We start from the raw sequence: 17800 nt of genomic DNA on the forward strand, positions 1-17800 counted from the left end.
GCCGTCACGGACGAAATCCACGTAATGGCGCGCCGAAGGCATGCGGAACGGTGCCGAGACAACGAGTTCATGGACGCCCGAGAACCCGGCCTCGCGGTAGAGCCGCGCGAGCACTCCGGGCGCCCCGAGGCTCAGCAGGCTGCCGGGCCGGGCAGGGTCGGGCGGCGCGACACCGACCTGCGTGCAGGCGACGCGCATCAGCGTGGTGACGCAGGGATTGCGCTCGGGGCGCGAGAAAACGACCGAAACGGCGCGGCGGCCCGGCCGAAGCACCCGGCGCATCTCGGCCAGGCCAATGGAAGGGTGCGGCAGGAACATCAGGCCGAGCCGGCAGGTCGCTGCGTCAAAGGTCGCACTTTCGAACGGAAGAGCTTCGATATCGGCCACCATCGCCGAGGCCCCGTCCATGGCGAGTGCCCCGAGGCGTCGCGATGCGATCTCGACAGCGGTGGGCGAGAGGTCGGTGGCGACAACCCTTCCGGACACACCGACGCGTCTGGCGAGATCGACCGACTGGGCGCCGTTGCCAGCCGCGAGGTCCAGCACCGAAGCGCCGGAGGCGATGCCCGCGAGGTCGATCATCGCGGCGGTGACATCGTGGAGCCATCTGCCGATGCTCGCCTCGTGGCGGTCCCATCCTTCGGCCGCCTGGTCCCACTGCGCGCGAACCCGCGCCTTCAGGGCCTCTGCATCTGTGGGGGTGTCGAGAGTCAGTTCCATCGCGCGTCCTCCGTTAGCGAGCACGCTCTGCGGGTCTGGATGCTGAGGTTTCGGGGATGACCGGACCGGAGACCGCAAGCCGCCAACTGCACGAGTCGGATGTGTCACTGTAGCAGAATTTCGGTTTGTGAAGAAGATACTGACCAACGCGCCCTCACGCCAGTTTCGCGCGCGCCGCTCTGCGACTTCTCTACGCCAGAAATGTTTTCCGCACCTTGCGCCAGCGCAAGTTCTGCCGCCGTGAGACGCGGTAACCTTTTTTCAGCGGGGGCTGCTTATCGTTGCACTCCCCGACGACCTCCGGTCAATGCGCTGGCGCTCCTGCTGCCAGCACGCGGTGATAGGCAAGCTTTCCTTACGGACCAATGTCGAGAGACAGAACTTCCTGGCCTGAGATCAGCGGCGCAGAGTCGGGCCGTGGTGCGGCGATCCGACGGAGGCGGGGTCCACTTTATCCCTGCAAAGCCCGTAGGACCCGATCAACATGCTTGTGGCTGCCAAATCGCCGCGCCTGGGGGCGGCCCGGCGATGCACGATGGGCTGTGCGCGCTGTCAACGTTCCAGGCAACTCCCGCAGCCGCGTTGCCCGCCACCTGTCACACACCTGTCAAATCTCTCTCCCAGACTTGATCTGCCAGAACCTCTTCTATGTTGTCCCGGACCACAGTTCGCCATTTCCGAGCCAAGGACGTTTTCATGACCCCAGCACTCGCGCCGTTGACGCCGAACGAGGCGATGGTTCTCTTCACCCGGACCCGTGCGCGCAGCGATGCGCTGGCCGCGCCGCTCTCTCCCGAAGACACGATGCTGCAGAGCATGGAGGACGCCTCGCCGGCGAAATGGCACCTCGCCCATACCACCTGGTTTTTCGAGGAATTCATCCTCAGGAAACGCCAGCCCGGCTACAACTCGCCCGATGACCGTTTCGCCTTTCTGTTCAACTCCTATTACACCCAGGCCGGCCCGCGCCACGCCCGCGACAAGCGCGGCCTGGTCTCGCGGCCCGGCGGGGAGGCGGTGCGCGACTATCGCGCCCATGTCGAGGACAGCCTCGCCACCCTGCTGGCCCAGCGCCGCGACGATGCCGAGGAGATCGCCGCGTTGGTCGAGCTGGGCTGTCACCACGAGATGCAGCACCAGGAGCTGCTGGTCACCGACCTGCTGCACGGGCTGAGCTTCAACCCGCTTCTGCCGGTCTACAAGGAACCCGAGCCGCTCGAGGTCACCACCGGCCCCGAGTTGCACTTTGACCGTCACGACGGCGGGCTGGTCGAGATCGGCCATGACGGCCGGGGCTTTGCCTATGATTGCGAGGGGCCGCGGCACCGGGTCTGGCTCCAACCCTTCGAGATCGCCAACCGCCCGGTCAGCAACCGCGACTGGATCGGCTTCATCGAGGATGGCGGCTATGGCGACGCGCGCCTTTGGCTGATGGAGGGGCTCGCGGTGGCGCAGGCCGAGGACTGGCAGCATCCGCTCTACTGGTGGCAGCAGGACGGGGAGTGGTGGACCTACACCCTGCGCGGCCCGCAGCCGGTCGCGCTCGAGGCGCCGGTGGTACATGTGAGCTATTACGAGGCCGAGGCTTACGCCCGCTGGGCCGGCGCGCGGCTGCCCACCGAGGCCGAGCACGAGCTGGCGTTCCGCGACACCCCGATCGCCGGCAACCTGATGGGCGAGGCCGATGACATCGGCCTGCTGCGGCCGATCCCCGGCACGGGCGTCTGGGGCGATGTCTGGGAATGGACCGCCTCGGATTTCGCGCCGTACCCCGGGTTTCGTCCGCCCGAGGGCGCGCTTGGTGAATACAACGGCAAGTTCATGGTCAACCAGCGGGTGCTGCGCGGCGGCTCCTGCGCCACCCCGCGCGAGCAGATGCGGACGACCTACCGGACCTTCTTCTATCCCCATCAACGCTGGCAGATGATGGGGCTGCGGCTGGCCCGGGACCTGGCCTGATGGACGGCTCGGTCCAGGCCCGCGCCGCCACCGCCACGGCCCTTGTCGAGGACTCGCTGCGCGGGCTGCGTGGCACGCCCAAGGTGCTGAGCCCGAAATGGCTCTATGATCCGCGCGGCAGCGCGCTTTTTGAGCAGATCACCACCCTGCCGGAATACTACCTGACCCGCAGCGAGGCGGCGATCCTGAGCGCCCATGCCGACCGTCTGGCAGGGCTGGTGCCCGAGGGCGGGGCGCTGGTCGAGTTCGGCTCCGGCGCCTCGGTCAAGACCCGCACGCTGCTCGACGCCGGCGGGCATTTCGGGGCCTATGTGCCGATCGACATCTCGGAGGACTTCCTGCAGCAGACAGCCCAAGGGTTGCGCGCGGCCTATCCCGGGATGCAGATTGCCCCCGTGGTGGCCGATTTCAGCGAGGCGGTGACGCTGCCCGAGGGGCTTGCCGATGCGCCCAAGGTGGGGTTCTTTCCCGGCTCGACCATCGGCAACCTGCCGCCAGAGACCGCCACCGCGCTGTTGGCCCATGCCCGCGCCTGGCCCGGGGCGCAGGGCTTCATCCTCGGGGTCGACCTGGTCAAGGACCGCGGCGAGCTGGTCGCCGCCTATGACGACAGCCAGGGCGTCACCGCGCAGTTCATCGGCAATATCCTGCAGCGGCTCAATTCAGAGGCCGGGGCCGATTTCGAGCTGACGCAGTTTGCCTACCGCGCGCGCTGGAACGCCGCGGCGGCACGGATCGACATGGAGCTGGTCTCGACCTGCCACCAGAGCGTGGCCTTGGACGGTGAGACCATCGATTTCGCGCCCGGCGAGCCGATCCACGTCAGCGCCTCGCGCAAGTACACCCGGGAGTCGCTCTCGGCCCTGGTCGCGCCCGCCGGCTGGCAGCTGGCCGAGCTTCTGTTCGACGAGGCGGAGCGCTTTGCCATGGCGGTGCTGTCGCCGGGATGAGTGGACGGGCGCGCGCCGCGAGCCCGCTAGGGGGCGGGATGGACCGCTATGTGGCATGGCCCGGCTCTCGCAGGAGTTCGCAAGGGCATCGGTATATGGACTGTCTGCTGTGCGGACAAAACCGACATTCAACTACGCTCTCGAAGCATTCATATCCTCTCAGGCGCCCCCCTCCAGGCGTTGCCTGGCGCCTTCACGACTTCCAGTTGCTGGTACAAGTTCCCCGGCTTTTCCAAGGCCGTAAGCCGGCATGCCGGAATAGACCGCCTCGTAAGCGCCGTCCCTCACCAAGTACGTTTCATGCCAGATCCCAACATCGCCCCGACGGGTCTTGAAGCGTCGGTTGAATTCGATCCAATTAGGGAAGTGCTCGTGGTCCTTAGAACGCGCGTATGCTTCAAGATGAGTAAAACTCCGCCAGTACTGGACATTCACCAACAAGCTCAAGGTTTGAAAGCCAAGAAACCCGGTTTCTTCGCGCGGCAGGGCAGAAAGCTCTTTGAGCATCTTCGGCATTGTTTTCGAGAACCAGATCATGTCTCGAACCTGCCACCATTTGTTCAACCGCGCACCGATCAGGAAGACTACGAAGTCGCCCTCAATGTGGGCAGCTAGCCTCTCGCCGTGGATGGCCACCATGCATAGTTCCCCCGCAATCATTTTCCTCAGCGGTAAAAACCTACCGGACTGCTGGAGAGTTAGAAACGAAAAAGAGGCCCAAAGGAGGTGTGCAAGCCTGTTGACTCACCAAATTTCAACGCGCCATTCTACGTCGGGAAGGGCTCTGGGCGGACAGTGACGCCCCACAGTCGCGCACGCAGGTCACGTCCGTCAGCACAGCCAGCAAAGTACATTCCCACCATCCCGGCCTCTCAGTCGCCGTCCGGCACGTGACGGCCGCCGGTGACGCGCTCGCGCGGCCACCATTCGGGATGTTCCTCGCGGATGAACGCCATCAGCTTCTCGCGCAGCCGCATCTCCACCTCCCAGCCGGTCGAGGGGTCGGGGGTCATGACGTAGAAGGTGATCTCCTGTCCGTGCGCATCGTGGTCGGTGACAAAGACGCACATCGTGTCATGCTCGATCACCCCCTCCTCCTCCTTCGCCACCGTCTCGAAGGTCTCTCGCAGGGCCTCGGCATCGGCGGCATGGTCAAGCCGCAGGCGCACGGTCTTCATCATCCGCGCATCCTTGACCGACCAGTTCTCGAAGGGATTGGAGACGAAGTATTTCACCGGCACGATGATCCGCCGCTCGTCCCAGGTGCGCAGCCGCATGAAGGTGTAGAAGATGCTCTCGACATAGGCCCAGTGGCCCTCGAACAGCACGCTGTCGCCGATCCGCACCGGCTTGGCCAGGGCGATCTGCAGCGAGGCCAGGATATTGCCCAGCACCGCCTGGCCGGCAATGCCCAGCAGTACGGTCAGCACCCCGGCCGAGGCCAGGAGGGTGATGCCGAGCGATTCGAAAAGGTTGAGCTGCACCAGCACGAAGATCGTGGCAAAACCCACCATCAGCAGCACGATCACCCGGCGCAGCGCGTAGATCGAGGTATAGAGCTCGCGCTTGTCGACACCGCTGGCATCGTCGATCTCGCTGACATAGCGCCGGGTGATGCGGTCGAGCACGGCGTCGATCACCCGCAGGATGGCGATGCCCACCGCCGAGGTCATGATCACCACCAGCACCGGCTGCACCACCGCCGTCACCGGCCCCGAGAACGACACCGCCAGCCCCAGCACTGCCTGCGCCGCCAGCGCCACCATGAACAGCGCGAGGGGAAAGCTGGCGCGTTCGAAAGCGGTCTTGAGAAACGGCCGGCTGAACCGCCCCGAGGCGGTGTCGAGCACGGATTTGACCGTCCAGCCCAATGCGATCAGCGCGCCCAGCAGCAGCGGCAGGGCGATCCACTCCCAGAGCCGCAGCGCGCCGATCTCGCGTTGCAGGGCGTCGGGGATGTGGCGTTCGAAGGCGCGTGGGCCATAAGCATCATGCAGCGCCGGCACGTCCTCGACGGTCTGCGGCGTGAACAGCCAGACCGCCTCGTCCAGGCCCGGTGCCTTGTAGCGCGCGAGGCGTATCTCGTAGGCGCGGCCGTTCAGCTGGAACAGCTTGATACCCAGGTCGCGGCGGGTCTGGCCGGCCTGCGGATTGTTGCTGCTGCCATCCTCGACCAGCGCATCGGGCCGCGCCGGCAGGCCCGACCAGTCGAGCCAGACCCGGCGGTCGATCACCTGATAGAGCTGGCGGGCAAAGATCTCGCCCTGCACCGCCTGCCGCTCCGGCGGGATGTCGTTGAAGTTGAGCAGATGCTGCGCTGCGGCAAAGTGTCCGGCGTCCGCCAGTTCCACGAAGGCCCGCATCGAGGCCCGCGGCGAGGCGCGGTTGAGCCCCTCGGGCGGGGCGTCGAGGCCGGCGTTGAGCGCGTCGACCTCGTACCACGACTGGCTGTCCGGCTCCTGGGCGGTGAGGGGAAGCGCGAGACCGATCAGGACTGCGAGGAGGAGGAGCCGGATGCGGTGAATCATACGGGCAAACGCCGGGCCTGCGGGATGGTTCCACGTGGGGGGGAAACAGCGGCGCGGCGCACCGTCGTGGCCCGACACTCATCGTGCTGGCCACCGAAATCGCGGGCCACACGGAGTTGCGAGACACCGGACACCCGCTCCGGAACGGCCGAAACACGAACCGCCGGGCAACCGCTCCGGACCCCGCGGGGCGCTGGCATCGCTCACGATGCCTCAACTTGTTGGTGCAGTGGTGAGCCGTGCAGGATTCGAACCTGCGACCCACTGATTAAAAGTCAGTTGCTCTACCAACTGAGCTAACGGCCCACTGTGTTCGCGGCTTCTAAAAACTGTGGGGGTTAGGGTCAACCCCGAAAACGCGAAAAAACGCGAGGCTCTGGAATAAGTTCTGACAGAGGCGTATATGCGCGGCCATGAACACTTCGGATCAGACAGATCGCACCTTCATGAAGATGCACGGGCTGGGCAACGACTTCGTTGTCCTGGATGCCCGGACGCGCAAGGTGGCGATGACCCCGGCGCTGGCCATGGCGCTGGCCGACCGGCACCGTGGCGTGGGCTTTGACCAGTTGGCGGTGATCGTGCCGGGCGAGGGCGTCGATGCCGAGCTGATCTTCTACAACGCCGATGGCTCGATTTCCGCTGCCTGCGGCAATGCCACCCGCTGCATCGCCCGCCACCTGATGGCCGAGACTGGCGCGGCCGCGCTGCGGCTGCGCGCCGGCACCCGGGTGCTGGCGGCGCGCGATGCCGGGCAGGGGCTGACCTCGGTCAACATGGGGCGCCCCGAGACCCGCTGGCAGGGGGTGCCGCTGGCGCGCGCGATGGAGACGCTGGAGCTGCCGATCGCGGGCGGCCCCACCGCCACCGGCATGGGCAACCCGCATTGCACCTTCTTTGTCGAAGATGCCGAGGCGATCGACCTCGAAACCCGCGGCCCCGAGATCGAGCACCACCCGCTGTTTCCCGAACGCACCAACGTGCAATTCGCCAGCCTGATGGGCGAGAATACCCTGCGGATGCGGGTCTGGGAGCGCGGCACCGGGGTGACGCTGGCCTCTGGCTCGTCCTCCTGCGCCACCGCCGTGGCGGCGCACCGCCGCGGGCTGACCGGGCCCGAGGTGACGATCCATCTTGATGGCGGCACGATCCACATCCGCGTGACCGACGAGGGCGTCTGGATGACCGGCCCCACGGCACATGTCTTTACCGGCACCCTGACCGATGCCTTTCTGGAGAGCCTGACATGAGCGCGCCTGTCTTTTCGACCATGGGCTGCCGCCTGAATGCCTATGAGACCGAGGCGATGAAGGAACTCGCCGCCGAGGCCGGCCTTGACGGCGCCGTGGTGGTCAACACCTGCGCGGTGACGGCCGAAGCGGTGCGCAAGGCGCGTCAGGAGATCCGCAAGCTTCGGCGCGAGCACCCGCAAGCCCGGCTGATCGTCACCGGCTGCGCGGCGCAGACCGAGCCAGAGACCTTTGCCGCCATGGCGGAGGTCGACGCGGTGATCGGCAACACCGAGAAGATGCAGCCCGAGACCTGGAAAGGCATGGCCGCAGATTTCGTTGGCGAGACCGAGAAGGTCAAGGTCGACGACATCATGTCGGTCACCGAGACCGCCGGCCATCTGATCGATGGCTTCGGCACGCGAAGCCGTGCCTACGTGCAGGTACAGAACGGCTGCGATCATCGCTGCACCTTCTGCATCATCCCCTATGGCCGGGGCAATTCGCGCTCGGTGCCCGCCGGCGTGGTGGTCGACCAGATCAAGAGGCTGGTGGATCGCGGCTACAATGAGGTGGTGCTGACCGGGGTCGACCTCACCTCCTGGGGCGCCGATCTGCCGGCCACGCCGCGGCTGGGCGATCTGGTGCGGCGGATCCTGAAACTGGTGCCGGATCTGGCGCGTCTCAGGATCTCGTCGATCGATTCGATCGAGGCCGACCCGGCGCTGATGGAAACGATTGCCACCGAGCCGCGGCTGATGCCGCATCTGCACCTGAGCCTGCAGGCTGGCGACGACATGATTCTCAAGCGGATGAAGCGCCGCCACCTGCGCGACGATGCCATCGCCTTTTGCGAAGAGGCCCGCCGGCTGCGCCCAGACATGACCTATGGCGCCGATATCATCGCCGGGTTCCCGACCGAGACCGAGGCGATGTTCGAGAACTCTCTCAAGCTGGTCGCGGACTGCGGGCTGACCTGGCTGCATGTCTTTCCCTATAGCCCGCGCCCCGGCACCCCGGCGGCGCGGATGCCGCAGGTCGACGGCCGGGCGATCAAGCAGCGCGCCGGACGGCTGCGCGCGGCGGGCGCGGCGCAGGTTGCGGCGCATCTGGCGGGACAACAGGGCCGGGTTCATCATATGTTGATGGAAAACCCCCACATGGGACGGACCGAACAGTTTGCCGAGGTGCGCTTTGCCGCGGCCCAGCCCGAGGGCGAGATCGTGACTGCAACCATCACCGGCCATGACGGCCAGCAGCTGGTGGCCTGAGCGATGCATCCCAACCCGGTCTTCCGCCGCGAGGAAGAGGCGCGCAACCTGAGCTTCGCGCGCGAGCGCGGCTTCGGGACGCTGGCGGTGACCGATGGCGCCGGCGCGCCGCTGCTGTCGCATGTGCCCTTCCTGCTCGACGCCGCCGGCACCGAGGCCGATCTGCACCTGCTGCGCTCCAACCCCATCGCCCGCGCCGGCACCGACGAGCTGGCGGCGCGGATCGCGGTGACCGGGCCCGACAGCTATGTCTCGCCAGACTGGTACGAGGTCGCCGATCAGGTGCCGACCTGGAATTACGTTGCAGTGCATCTGACCGGCCGGCTGCGGCCGCTGCCGCCCGATGCGCTCTGGGACCTGCTCGACCGGCAGGCGGCATTCTTCGAGGAGCGGCTGTTGCCGAAACCGCCCTGGACCACCGACAAGATGTCGCCGGGGGTGATGGACAAGATGATGCGGATGATCCTGCCCTTCCGGCTCGAGGTGACCGGGATCGACGGCACATGGAAGCTGAGCCAGAACAAGCCCGACGCGGTGCGCGCGCGCGCTGCCGATGGCGTTGCCGCCTATGGTCAGGGCCAGGAGCTGGCGTGGCTTGCTGCCTTGATGCGGGGCGTGGACACCGGCGGATAGGCTGCTAACCTGCGCCTGCGATCCGCAACCAAGAGGACAGCGGCATGAAACTACTGATGGCGGGGCCGTCGCCCTTTGTCCGCAAGGTCCTGGTGACCCTGCACGAGACCGACCAGGTCGATGCGGTGGAATATGTCACCGTCGTCGCGTCGCCGACCGGCCCCTCGCCCGAGCTGATCGCGGCCAACCCGGTGGGCAAGATCCCGGCGCTGATCCGCCCCGATGCGCCGACCATCTACGACAGCCGGGTGATCTGTCGCTTTCTCGACGCCCGGGTCGGCGCCGGGCTCTATCCCGAGCGGCGTCAATGGGATGTGCTGACGCTCGAGGCGACGGCCGACGGAATGATGGATGCCGCGGTGCTGATGGTCTACGAGGCGCGCTTCCGGCCCGAGGAGAAGCAGTCGGCGGAATGGGTCGAGAGCCAGTGGCAGAAGATCGACCGCGCGGTATCGGCGCTCAACACCCGTTGGATCAGCCACTTGCGCGGGCCGCTTGATATCGGCCAGATCGCGGTCGGCTGCGCGCTGTCCTATCTCGACTTCCGCCATGGCGAACGGGCCTGGCGCACAGGCAACCCGGCGCTGGCCGAGTGGTACGAGGCGTTCTCGCAGCGCCCGGCGATGCTGGCCACGGCCCCGAAGGACTGATCCCGCGGCCCGGCCACCGGCTTCCGCGGGGCCGGGCGCGAGGATTCGTCCGAGTCGCCCCGACGGTGCGGATCTCGGCGTCAAGCGCTTCGCCGGATTGGCGAATTTGTCACAGCCGGCCGGCCCATGGGCCTTTGAGGCGCGATTTCAATGATTTTTTGCCGCGACAATAGGGCGCGATGGCCCCTGCGCGCTTTTGAACGCTGGACGCCATTTTGAGGCTTGGTTACATACCCCACCAGTAAGCTGCATTCGGTCACGCGTGCGGCCCTCGAATTTATAGCCAGTCATCTGGCGTTGAAATGGAGATCACTCGTGTCCCACGCAGACGATCACGAAGGCACCCGCAGAGATTTTCTCTACTATGCCACCGCAGGCGCGGGCGCCGTTGCGGCCGGTGCCGCGGTCTGGCCGCTTGTCAATCAAATGAACCCCTCCGCCGACGTGCGCGCACTCAGCTCGATCCGGGTCGACGTCTCGGGCGTCGAGCAGGGCACGCAGCTGACGGTGAAGTGGCTGGGCAAGCCGGTCTTCATCCGCCGCCGCACCGACGCCGAGATCGAAGAGGGCCGCGCCGTCGACCTGGGCGACCTGATCGACCCGATCGCGCGCAACCCCAATCTGGCTGGTGACACCGCCGCCACCGACGAGAACCGCACCCTCGACGCTGACGGCCAATGGCTGGTCCAGATGGGCGTCTGCACCCACCTGGGCTGCGTGCCGCTGGGCGACGGTGCCGGCGAGTTCGGCGGCTGGTTCTGCCCCTGCCACGGCTCGCACTACGACACCGCAGGCCGCATCCGCAAAGGTCCGGCACCCGAGAACCTGCATGTGCCGCCCGCCGTCTTCGAAGACGAAACCACTCTGCTGCTGGGATAAGGAGCGTAAGAAATGGCTGGTATTCCTCACGACCATTACGAACCGACAACCGGTGGCGAGAAGTGGCTGCACAAGCGGCTGCCGATCGTCGGTCTGCTTTATGACACGATCATGATCCCCACGCCCAAGAACCTCAACTGGATGTGGATCTGGGGCATCATCCTGACCTTCTGCCTGGTGCTGCAGATCGTCACCGGCATCATCCTGGTGATGCATTACACCCCGCATGTCGATCTGGCCTTTGCTTCGATCGAGCACATCATGCGCAACGTCAACGGCGGCCACTTCATCCGCTACGTGCACATGAACGGCGCCTCGCTGTTCTTTGTCGCGGTCTACATGCATATCTTCCGCGGTCTCTACTACGGCTCCTACAAGGCCCCGCGCGAAATCACCTGGATCATCGGCATGCTGATCTATCTGGCGATGATGGGCACGGCGTTCATGGGCTACGTTCTGCCCTGGGGCCAGATGTCCTTCTGGGGGGCGACGGTGATCACCGGCCTGTTCGGCGCGATCCCGTTCATCGGCGAGCCGATCCAGACCTGGCTGCTGGGCGGACCGGCGGTGGACAACGCCACGCTGAACCGCTTCTTCTCGCTGCACTACCTGCTGCCCTTCGTCATCGCGGCGCTGGTTGCGGTGCACATCTGGGCCTTCCACACCACCGGCAACAACAACCCTACCGGCGTCGAAGTGCGCCGCACCTCGAAGGCGGAAGCCGAGAAGGACACCGTGCCGTTCTGGCCCTACTTCGTGATGAAGGACCTGTTTGCCCTGGCGGTGATCCTGGTGGTGTTCTTTGCCATCGTCGGTTTCATGCCGAACTACCTCGGCCACCCTGACAACTACATCGAGGCCAACCCCCTGGCGACACCCGCGCACATTGTGCCGGAATGGTACTTCCTGCCGTTCTACGCCATCCTGCGCGCCTTCACCTCGGAAGTCTGGGTGGTGCAGTTCGCGTCCTTCGTGACCGGCGGCATCGTCGACGCCAAGTTCTTTGGCGTGCTGGCAATGTTCGGCGCGATCGCGGTGATGGCGCTGGCACCCTGGCTCGACACCTCCTCGGTGCGCTCGGGCCGCTATCGGCCGATGTTCAAGTGGTGGTTCTGGCTGCTGGCGCTCGACTTCATGCTGCTGATGTGGCTTGGCGCCATGCCGGCGGAAGAGCCCTATGCCACCTTCTCGCTGATCGCCTCGGCCTATTGGTTCGCCTACTTCCTGGTGATCCTGCCGCTGCTCGGCGTGATCGAGAAACCGCTGACCCCGCCCGCCACCATCGCAGACGACTTCGACGCGCATTATGCCCCCAAGACCGGCGGCACCAAGACCGTCGTGTCCCCCGGCGAATAATCGAGAGGCAAGAGACAGATGACCATCAAGACCCTCACGATCTCTGCCGTCACCGCGCTGGCGTTGACGGCGACCGGGGCCTTTGCCGCCGGTGACGCAGGCCATATCGAAGATGTGGACTTCTCCTTCGAGGGTCCCTTCGGGGCCTTCGACCAGAACCAGCTGCAGCGCGGCCTGCAGGTCTATACCGAGGTCTGCGCCGGCTGCCACGGACTGCAATACGTGCCGATCCGCACCCTGGCCGACGAAGGCGGGCCGCATCTGCCCGAAGACCAGGTCCGGGCCTATGCGGCGCAGAACTTCGAGGTCTTCGACGCCGAGCTGGATGATTTCCGCCCGGCGAAAGAGACCGACAACTTCCCGGCCAACACCGCTGCCGGCGCGCCCGACCTGTCGCTGATGGCCAAGGCCCGGGCCGGGTTCCACGGCCCCTACGGCACCGGCATCAACCAGTTCGTCAAGGGCATGGGCGGGGCGGAATACATCGCCGCGATCCTGACCGGCTATACCGGCGAGGAAAAGACCGAAGCCGGGGTGACGCTCTACGAGAACACCGCCTTTCCGGGCGGCTGGATCTCGATGGCGCCGCCGCTCGACGACGGGCTGGTGGAATTCGCCGATGGCCACGCCAATGACACCCATCATTTGGCCGAAGACGTCTCGGCCTTCCTGATGTGGACGGCGGAGCCGAAGATGATGGCGCGCAAGCAGGCGGGCCTCACCGGGGTAATCTTCCTGGTGCTGCTCTCGGTGCTGCTCTACCTGACCAACAAGCGAATCTGGAAGCCGATCAAATACGCCTCGAAGGGGTGAGTTTCGACGAACCTTGATTTCGGAAAAGGCCTCGCTTCGGCGGGGCCTTTTTCTGTTTCGCCGCGCCTGCGCGCGTCGACGGGGGGGCGGGCTCCGCCCGCCTGAATTGGTGGGCAGGCAATAGTGGAGGAGGGGTGCTTCGGGGAAGTGGAGAGGGGGCGTTCCCCCGGCCTGCGGCCTCCCCCAGGGATATTTGAAGGCCAGAAGAGGCAGGGGGGTTTTGGGGGGTCAGGCGTCGCCGAGATAGGCCTTCAGGTGGGCCGAGGGAGTGGCGAAGAGAGTGTCGGTGGGCTCCGGCGGGTGCAGCTGATGGTGCGAGACGAGGGCGACCTCGCCGGCGACGCGGCGGGCATCCTCGGGGGCGTGGCTGACCATCAGGACCTGGATGCCTTGCTCCGCAGCGAGGCGGGCGACGAGGTCGAGCATCTCAGTCCTGAGCGCCGGGCCGAGCGCCGAGAAGGGCTCGTCGAGCAGCATCAGCGGGCGGTCCTGCAGCAGCACCCGGGCCAGTGCGGCGCGGCCTTGCTGGCCGCCGGAGAGCGCGGCGGGCTTGCGGGGGCCGAGACCCTCTAGACCGACCTCGGCGAGGGCGGCGTCGACGCGGCGCCTCTGCGCGGCGTCGGGGCGGCGGATGGTGAGCGCCAGCGCCAGGTTGGCGGCCACGGTGAGATGCGGGAAGAGGTTGTTGTCCTGGAACAGGATGCTGACCGGGCGGCGGGCCGGCGGCAGGGCGGTGATGTCCTGCCCGTCCCAGAGCACCTGGCCGGAGGTCGGCGCGAGAAACCCCGCGATCATGTTGAGCACGGTGGATTTTCCGGCGCCCGAGGGCCCGATGAGGGCGGTGAAACCCGCGGAGATCGTGGTGTCGGCGGTGAGGTGGAAGTCGCCCTGGGTATAGGCGAGTTGGCGCAGCTCAAGCATCGGCGCGGCCTCCCTTGTCGAACAGCCAGAACAGACCGAGGCTCAGCATCAGGAGCAGCAGCGCCGCGCCTTGAGCCGCCTCCATCCGGTAGGCGCCCATCAGCCGGTAGAGCTGCAGCGGCAGGGTGGCGTGTTCGCCGTCGGCAAAGAGCGCGATGACCCCGAGATCGCCCATCGACAGCGCCGCGGTCAGCCCGGCGGCAAAGCCCAGCGGCCGGCGCAGCCGCGGCAGCAGCACGATGCGCCAGAGCGCCGGACCGGTGATCCCGAGGCTGGCGGCGAGATTGCCGTAATCGGCGCGCGCGGCGTCGAGCTCGGGTCGCAGGATGCGCAGCACGAAGGGCAGGGCCATCAGTGCGTTGACCAGCAGGGTGACCGGCAGGGCGGCGTCGGCCGGGCGCATGAATGGCTGGACGATCAGGAAGAGGCCGGTGCCGAGCACCAGTCCCGAGACCGCGACACCGAGCAGGCCGGCCAGTTCGCCAAGCTCCGTGGCCAGCGGCAGGGCCAGCGTGAGGGTGAGCGCGGTGGCGCCGAGAGCCACGATGAGCGAGCGCAGAGCGGCCTGCCAGACCTCGGTGGGCAGTGACAGAAGCCCCGGCAGGCCGGCGATCACGATCATCGCCAGCGGGGTCAGCAGGAAGAGCGCGGCAAAGCCGATCCAGAGCGCATCGCCGAGCCGCGCGGGGCCGGTCCGGCCATCCCAGCGGGCCTGCAGGCGGTCGAGACCGGCACCGAACCCGTCCGGCGGCGAGAGCCGCAGCAGGGCCAGGGCCGAGGCCACGCCGAGCGCCAGTTGCACCAGCGCCAGAGTTGCCGCCTTGCCGAGGTCGAAATCGAACTTGAAGGCCTGGTAGATCGCCAGTTCCACCGTTGTGGCGCGCGGCCCGCCGCCGAGCGTCAGGGCGACGGCAAAGGAGGTCAGGCAGATCACGAAGATCACCGCAAAGGCGCCGGGCGCGATGCGGCGCAGCATTGGCCGTTCGAGCAGCCGGCCGACCGGGGCATCGAGCGTGGCGGCGAGGCGGAAGCGCTCGGCCGGGATCGCCAGCCAGCCCTGCAGGATCAGCCGGGTGGCCAGCGGCAGGTTGAAGAAGACATGCGCCAAGATCACGCCGTGATAACCGTAGATATCGATCCGCGGCAGGCCCAGCATCGCGCCCAGCTGGTTGACCAGACCGCTGCCGCCGAAGACGGCGAGCAGGCCCAGCACCGCGACGATCACCGGCAGGATGAAGGGGGCGCCCAGCAGGGCGATCAGCAGGCCGCGTCCGGGGAAGCGCTGGCGCGACAGGGCGCGCGCCACCTGGACCGCCAGAGCGATGCTCAAAGCCGCCGAGACCGCCGCCTGCCAGAGGGTGAACCACAGCGCATCATACTCGGCCGGGCCGAGCGCAGCCAGCCCGCCGGCGCGCCAGACCACCGCCGTCACCGGGCCGATCACCAGCCCGGCGACGAGCAGCGCCCAGATCAGCGGGAGAGCGCGCTGCGCCATGCCTCGATGGCCTCGTCCCGCAGCGCGGCGGCCTCGTCCTCGGAATAGAACAGCACCGTCTCGGGCACCGGCAGCTCGCGGAAGCCCTCGGGCCATTTCTCGCGCGGCAGCGCCGAGGGGAAGGACCAGTTGGTGGTTGGGATCATGGTCTGGAACTCCTCGGTGAGGATGTAATCCAGGAACTGATCGGCCAGCTCGGGGGTGTCGGTGGTGGCCAGCTTGGCGGCCAGCTCGACCATGAAGTAGTGGCCTTCGGGGAAGATCGCCGCGGCCTTGGTCTCATCGCCCTCGGCGATGATGTGATAGGCCGGCGAGCTGGTGTAGCTCAGCACCATGTCGGCCTCGCCATCGGTAAAGAGACCGTAGCTCTCCGACCAGCCCTTGGTGACAGTAACGATCTTGGGCGCGAGTTTCGCCCAGGCGGCCTGCGCCCCGTCGCCATAGACCGCATGCACCCAGAGCACCAGCGCGAGGCCCGAGATCGAGGAACGCGGGTCCTGGATCACCAGCCGCAGGTCGTCGGGAGCGTCGAGCAGCGCATCGAAGGAGGCCGGCGGTTCGGCGATCTTCTCGGTGTTGTAGACAAAGGCGGTGTGGCCGTAGTTGAACGGCAGGAAGGTGTCGTCGGACCAGTCGACGGGCAGGGTCAGCGCCGCAGTGTCGCGGCCGTGCGGTGCAAAGAGGCCGCTTTCGCGGGCCTTCTTGGTGACGTCTGAGGTGAGGCCGATGACCACGTCGGCCTCGGTGCGTTCGCCTTCGAGCAGCAGGCGCGGCAGCAGGTCGCCGGTCTTGTAGACCAGGTCGCAGCCGCAGCGCGCCTCGAAGCCCGCCTCGATGCCGGGGCCGGGGCCCCATTCGGAATTGAAGTAATCGCCTGCATAGACGGTAAGCACGGGGGTCTCGGCAGTCGCGGCCTGGGCCGTGGCTGCAATCAGTCCCGCGGCGAGGGTGCGTCCCAGCATGGGGGTCTCCACATCTTCGGGGCGGGTGGGGAGCGCCTGTAGGGCCGACCTTCCCTCCGCCGGTTCTAGCCGGTTCAGGTTCAACGGGTTCGCAGAGCGCATCTCAGCCGTTCGCGCGGAACGGCACCCCGAGGTGGGGTCATACCTAGGGCGCGCTGAGGGGCGCATCAAGCCAATAGTGCTTGAGCGTCGCCGGCCGCGGCCTTAGAGGATGGGGCAAACGGAGGGCTAGAACCATGAGCTACAACACCTTTGGCCGCATGTTCCGCGTCACCACCTGGGGCGAGAGCCACGGGCCGGCGCTGGGGGCGACGGTAGACGGCTGCCCGCCGGGGGTTGAGATCGACGAAGGCTTCCTGCAGCAGTGGCTCGACAAGCGCAAACCGGGGCAGAACAAGAACACCACCCAGCGCAAGGAACCGGATGCGGTGGAGATCCTCTCGGGGGTGTTCGAGGGCCGCACGACCGGCACGCCGATCCAGCTGATGATCCGCAATACCGACCAGCGGTCGAAGGATTACGGCGACATCGTCGAGAAGTTCCGCCCCGGTCATGCCGACATCACCTATTGGCAGAAATACGGCATCCGCGACTACCGCGGCGGCGGCCGCTCCTCGGCGCGCGAGACAGCGGCGCGGGTGGCGGCCGGCGGCGTGGCGCGGGCGGCGCTGGCGCAGATGCTGCCGGGGCTGAAGATCACCGGCTACATGGTGCAGATGGGCGAGAAGCACATCGACCGGAGTCGCTTTGACTGGGACGAGATCGGCCGCAACGATTTCTGGGTGCCGGATGCCGAGGCTGTGCCGGAGTGGGATGCCTATCTCGGCCACCTGCGCAAGGATGCGCATAATTCGGTGGGCGCGGTGATCGAGGTGGTGGCGCAGGGCGCGCCGGCGGGTCTTGGGGCGCCGGTCTACGGCAAGCTGGATACCGATCTGGCGACGGCGATGATGTCGATCAATGCGGTCAAAGCGGTGGAGATCGGCGACGGCATGGCGACGGCGGCGCTGACCGGGTCGGAAAATGCCGACGAAATCTTCATGGGACCTGACGGGCCGGTGTACTCGTCGAACCACGCCGGCGGCATTCTGGGCGGGATTTCCACCGGTCAGGAGATCGTGGTGCGTTTCGCGGTCAAGCCGACCTCGTCGATCCTGACCACCCGAAAGACGATCACCAAAGGCGGCGAGGAGACCGAGATCATCACCAAGGGCCGGCATGACCCCTGCGTCGGCATCCGTGCGGTACCGGTTGGCGAAGCGATGATGGCCTGCGTGCTGCTTGATCACATCCTGATGCACCGTGGGCAGATCGGCGGCGATGTCGGCGAGACCCTGGGGAAGATCGGCTGAGCCAGGGGACGGCGCTGCGCTTTGGTTGAGAGCGTTGCGGGGTCCGGTCGGGTGGCCGCTGAACTCCTCGAAGTGAGAGCGA

The 17800-nt window shown here is 66.8% G+C and carries 16 protein-coding genes, 1 tRNA gene and 1 riboswitch; of the genes, 10 read left to right on the forward strand and 7 right to left on the reverse strand.

The features are described from left to right. The coding region (locus VOI27_RS19815) for a class I SAM-dependent methyltransferase (RefSeq protein WP_323767777.1) at positions 1 to 720 on the reverse strand (720 nt) is incomplete at its 3' end. Between the two features lie 696 nt (positions 721 to 1416). Here VOI27_RS19815 and egtB point away from each other — a divergent pair. Further along, positions 1417 to 2679 carry an ergothioneine biosynthesis protein EgtB gene (egtB, locus tag VOI27_RS19820; RefSeq protein ID WP_323767779.1) on the forward strand — a complete coding sequence of 421 codons (1263 nt, stop codon included), beginning with the start codon at positions 1417 to 1419 and terminating at the stop codon, positions 2677 to 2679. Next, positions 2679 to 3629, forward strand: coding sequence for an L-histidine N(alpha)-methyltransferase (egtD, locus tag VOI27_RS19825; RefSeq protein WP_323767781.1), 951 nt, complete (start codon positions 2679 to 2681; stop codon positions 3627 to 3629). Before egtB ends, egtD begins: the two co-directional genes overlap by 1 nt. A 159-nt stretch (positions 3630 to 3788) precedes the next feature. On the opposite strand, the gene VOI27_RS19830 is transcribed toward egtD, so the two are convergent. The 3 genes from VOI27_RS19830 to VOI27_RS19840 form a co-directional block, all read right to left on the reverse strand. Next, a complete protein-coding gene (locus VOI27_RS19830; RefSeq protein ID WP_323767783.1) occupies positions 3789 to 4268 on the reverse strand; it encodes a DUF4188 domain-containing protein in 480 nt (159 codons plus the stop codon). Positions 4269 to 4501: 233 nt separating this feature from the next. Continuing rightward, entirely contained in the window at positions 4502 to 6157 is a 1656-nt protein-coding gene (locus tag VOI27_RS19835) for a mechanosensitive ion channel family protein (RefSeq protein ID WP_323767785.1), read from the reverse strand. Positions 6158 to 6387: 230 nt separating this feature from the next. Then, a tRNA-Lys gene (locus VOI27_RS19840) sits at positions 6388 to 6463 on the reverse strand. A 107-nt stretch (positions 6464 to 6570) separates the two neighbouring features. Between VOI27_RS19840 and dapF the strand changes: the two genes are divergently transcribed. The 7 genes from dapF (at position 6571) to VOI27_RS19875 (ending at position 12988) form a co-directional block, all read left to right on the forward strand. Continuing rightward, a complete protein-coding gene (dapF, locus tag VOI27_RS19845) occupies positions 6571 to 7407 on the forward strand; it encodes a diaminopimelate epimerase (RefSeq protein ID WP_323767787.1) in 837 nt (278 codons plus the stop codon). After that, complete coding sequence (mtaB, locus tag VOI27_RS19850; RefSeq protein WP_323767789.1) at positions 7404 to 8657, forward strand: tRNA (N(6)-L-threonylcarbamoyladenosine(37)-C(2))-methylthiotransferase MtaB; 1254 nt, start codon at positions 7404 to 7406, stop codon at positions 8655 to 8657. Before dapF ends, mtaB begins: the two co-directional genes overlap by 4 nt. Positions 8658 to 8660: 3 nt before the next feature. After that, positions 8661 to 9290, forward strand: a complete 630-nt coding sequence (locus VOI27_RS19855; RefSeq protein WP_323767791.1) for an FMN-binding negative transcriptional regulator — start codon at positions 8661 to 8663, stop codon at positions 9288 to 9290. A gap of 44 nt (positions 9291 to 9334) precedes the next feature. Further along, entirely contained in the window at positions 9335 to 9940 is a 606-nt protein-coding gene (locus VOI27_RS19860) for a glutathione S-transferase (RefSeq protein ID WP_323767792.1), read from the forward strand. 315 nt (positions 9941 to 10255) lie between these two features. After that, entirely contained in the window at positions 10256 to 10819 is a 564-nt protein-coding gene (gene petA, locus VOI27_RS19865; protein ID WP_323767794.1) for a ubiquinol-cytochrome c reductase iron-sulfur subunit, read from the forward strand. Positions 10820 to 10831: 12 nt separating this feature from the next. Then, positions 10832 to 12175 carry a cytochrome b gene (petB, locus tag VOI27_RS19870; RefSeq protein ID WP_323767796.1) on the forward strand — a complete coding sequence of 448 codons (1344 nt, stop codon included), beginning with the start codon at positions 10832 to 10834 and terminating at the stop codon, positions 12173 to 12175. Between the two features lie 18 nt (positions 12176 to 12193). Further along, on the forward strand, positions 12194 to 12988 hold the full coding sequence (locus VOI27_RS19875) for a cytochrome c1 (RefSeq protein ID WP_323767798.1): 795 nt from the start codon (positions 12194 to 12196) through the stop codon (positions 12986 to 12988). Between the two features lie 228 nt (positions 12989 to 13216). Here the strand turns inward: VOI27_RS19875 and VOI27_RS19880 are convergent, their stop codons facing one another. Genes VOI27_RS19880 through VOI27_RS19890 form a run of 3 tightly spaced genes read right to left on the reverse strand, consistent with a single transcriptional unit; the run spans position 13217 to position 16366 of the window. Further along, positions 13217 to 13909, reverse strand: coding sequence for an ATP-binding cassette domain-containing protein (locus tag VOI27_RS19880; protein WP_323767800.1), 693 nt, complete (start codon positions 13907 to 13909; stop codon positions 13217 to 13219). Then, positions 13902 to 15404: a thiamine/thiamine pyrophosphate ABC transporter permease ThiP gene (locus VOI27_RS19885; RefSeq protein WP_323767802.1), complete on the reverse strand. Its 1503-nt coding sequence runs from the start codon at positions 15402 to 15404 to the stop codon at positions 13902 to 13904. Before VOI27_RS19885 ends, VOI27_RS19880 begins: the two co-directional genes overlap by 8 nt. After that, positions 15380 to 16366: a thiamine ABC transporter substrate binding subunit gene (locus VOI27_RS19890; protein ID WP_323767804.1), complete on the reverse strand. Its 987-nt coding sequence runs from the start codon at positions 16364 to 16366 to the stop codon at positions 15380 to 15382. Before VOI27_RS19890 ends, VOI27_RS19885 begins: the two co-directional genes overlap by 25 nt. Before the next feature lie 34 nt (positions 16367 to 16400). Next, positions 16401 to 16507, reverse strand: a riboswitch (TPP riboswitch). 95 nt (positions 16508 to 16602) lie between these two features. Here VOI27_RS19890 and aroC point away from each other — a divergent pair. After that, positions 16603 to 17718, forward strand: a complete 1116-nt coding sequence (gene aroC, locus VOI27_RS19895; RefSeq protein WP_323767807.1) for a chorismate synthase — start codon at positions 16603 to 16605, stop codon at positions 17716 to 17718. Positions 17719 to 17800: the final 82 nt, after the last annotated feature.

Source organism: Marinovum sp. (assembly GCF_034669705.1).
Classification (GTDB): Bacteria; Pseudomonadota; Alphaproteobacteria; order Rhodobacterales; family Rhodobacteraceae; genus Marinovum.

Bases quoted from the DNA above. Each gene is read 5' to 3' on its own strand.
- egtB (WP_323767779.1), top strand. From the start codon at position 1,417: ATGACCCCAGCACTCGCGCCGTTGACGCCGAACGAGGCGATGGTTCTC.
- egtD (WP_323767781.1), top strand. From the start codon at position 2,679: ATGGACGGCTCGGTCCAGGCCCGCGCCGCCACCGCCACGGCCCTTGTC.
- VOI27_RS19830 (WP_323767783.1), bottom strand. From the start codon at position 4,268: ATGGTGGCCATCCACGGCGAGAGGCTAGCTGCCCACATTGAGGGCGAC.
- VOI27_RS19835 (WP_323767785.1), bottom strand. From the start codon at position 6,157: ATGATTCACCGCATCCGGCTCCTCCTCCTCGCAGTCCTGATCGGTCTC.
- dapF (WP_323767787.1), top strand. From the start codon at position 6,571: ATGAACACTTCGGATCAGACAGATCGCACCTTCATGAAGATGCACGGG.
- mtaB (WP_323767789.1), top strand. From the start codon at position 7,404: ATGAGCGCGCCTGTCTTTTCGACCATGGGCTGCCGCCTGAATGCCTAT.
- VOI27_RS19855 (WP_323767791.1), top strand. From the start codon at position 8,661: ATGCATCCCAACCCGGTCTTCCGCCGCGAGGAAGAGGCGCGCAACCTG.
- VOI27_RS19860 (WP_323767792.1), top strand. From the start codon at position 9,335: ATGAAACTACTGATGGCGGGGCCGTCGCCCTTTGTCCGCAAGGTCCTG.
- petB (WP_323767796.1), top strand. From the start codon at position 10,832: ATGGCTGGTATTCCTCACGACCATTACGAACCGACAACCGGTGGCGAG.
- VOI27_RS19875 (WP_323767798.1), top strand. From the start codon at position 12,194: ATGACCATCAAGACCCTCACGATCTCTGCCGTCACCGCGCTGGCGTTG.
- VOI27_RS19880 (WP_323767800.1), bottom strand. From the start codon at position 13,909: ATGCTTGAGCTGCGCCAACTCGCCTATACCCAGGGCGACTTCCACCTC.
- VOI27_RS19885 (WP_323767802.1), bottom strand. From the start codon at position 15,404: ATGGCGCAGCGCGCTCTCCCGCTGATCTGGGCGCTGCTCGTCGCCGGG.
- VOI27_RS19890 (WP_323767804.1), bottom strand. From the start codon at position 16,366: ATGCTGGGACGCACCCTCGCCGCGGGACTGATTGCAGCCACGGCCCAG.
- aroC (WP_323767807.1), top strand. From the start codon at position 16,603: ATGAGCTACAACACCTTTGGCCGCATGTTCCGCGTCACCACCTGGGGC.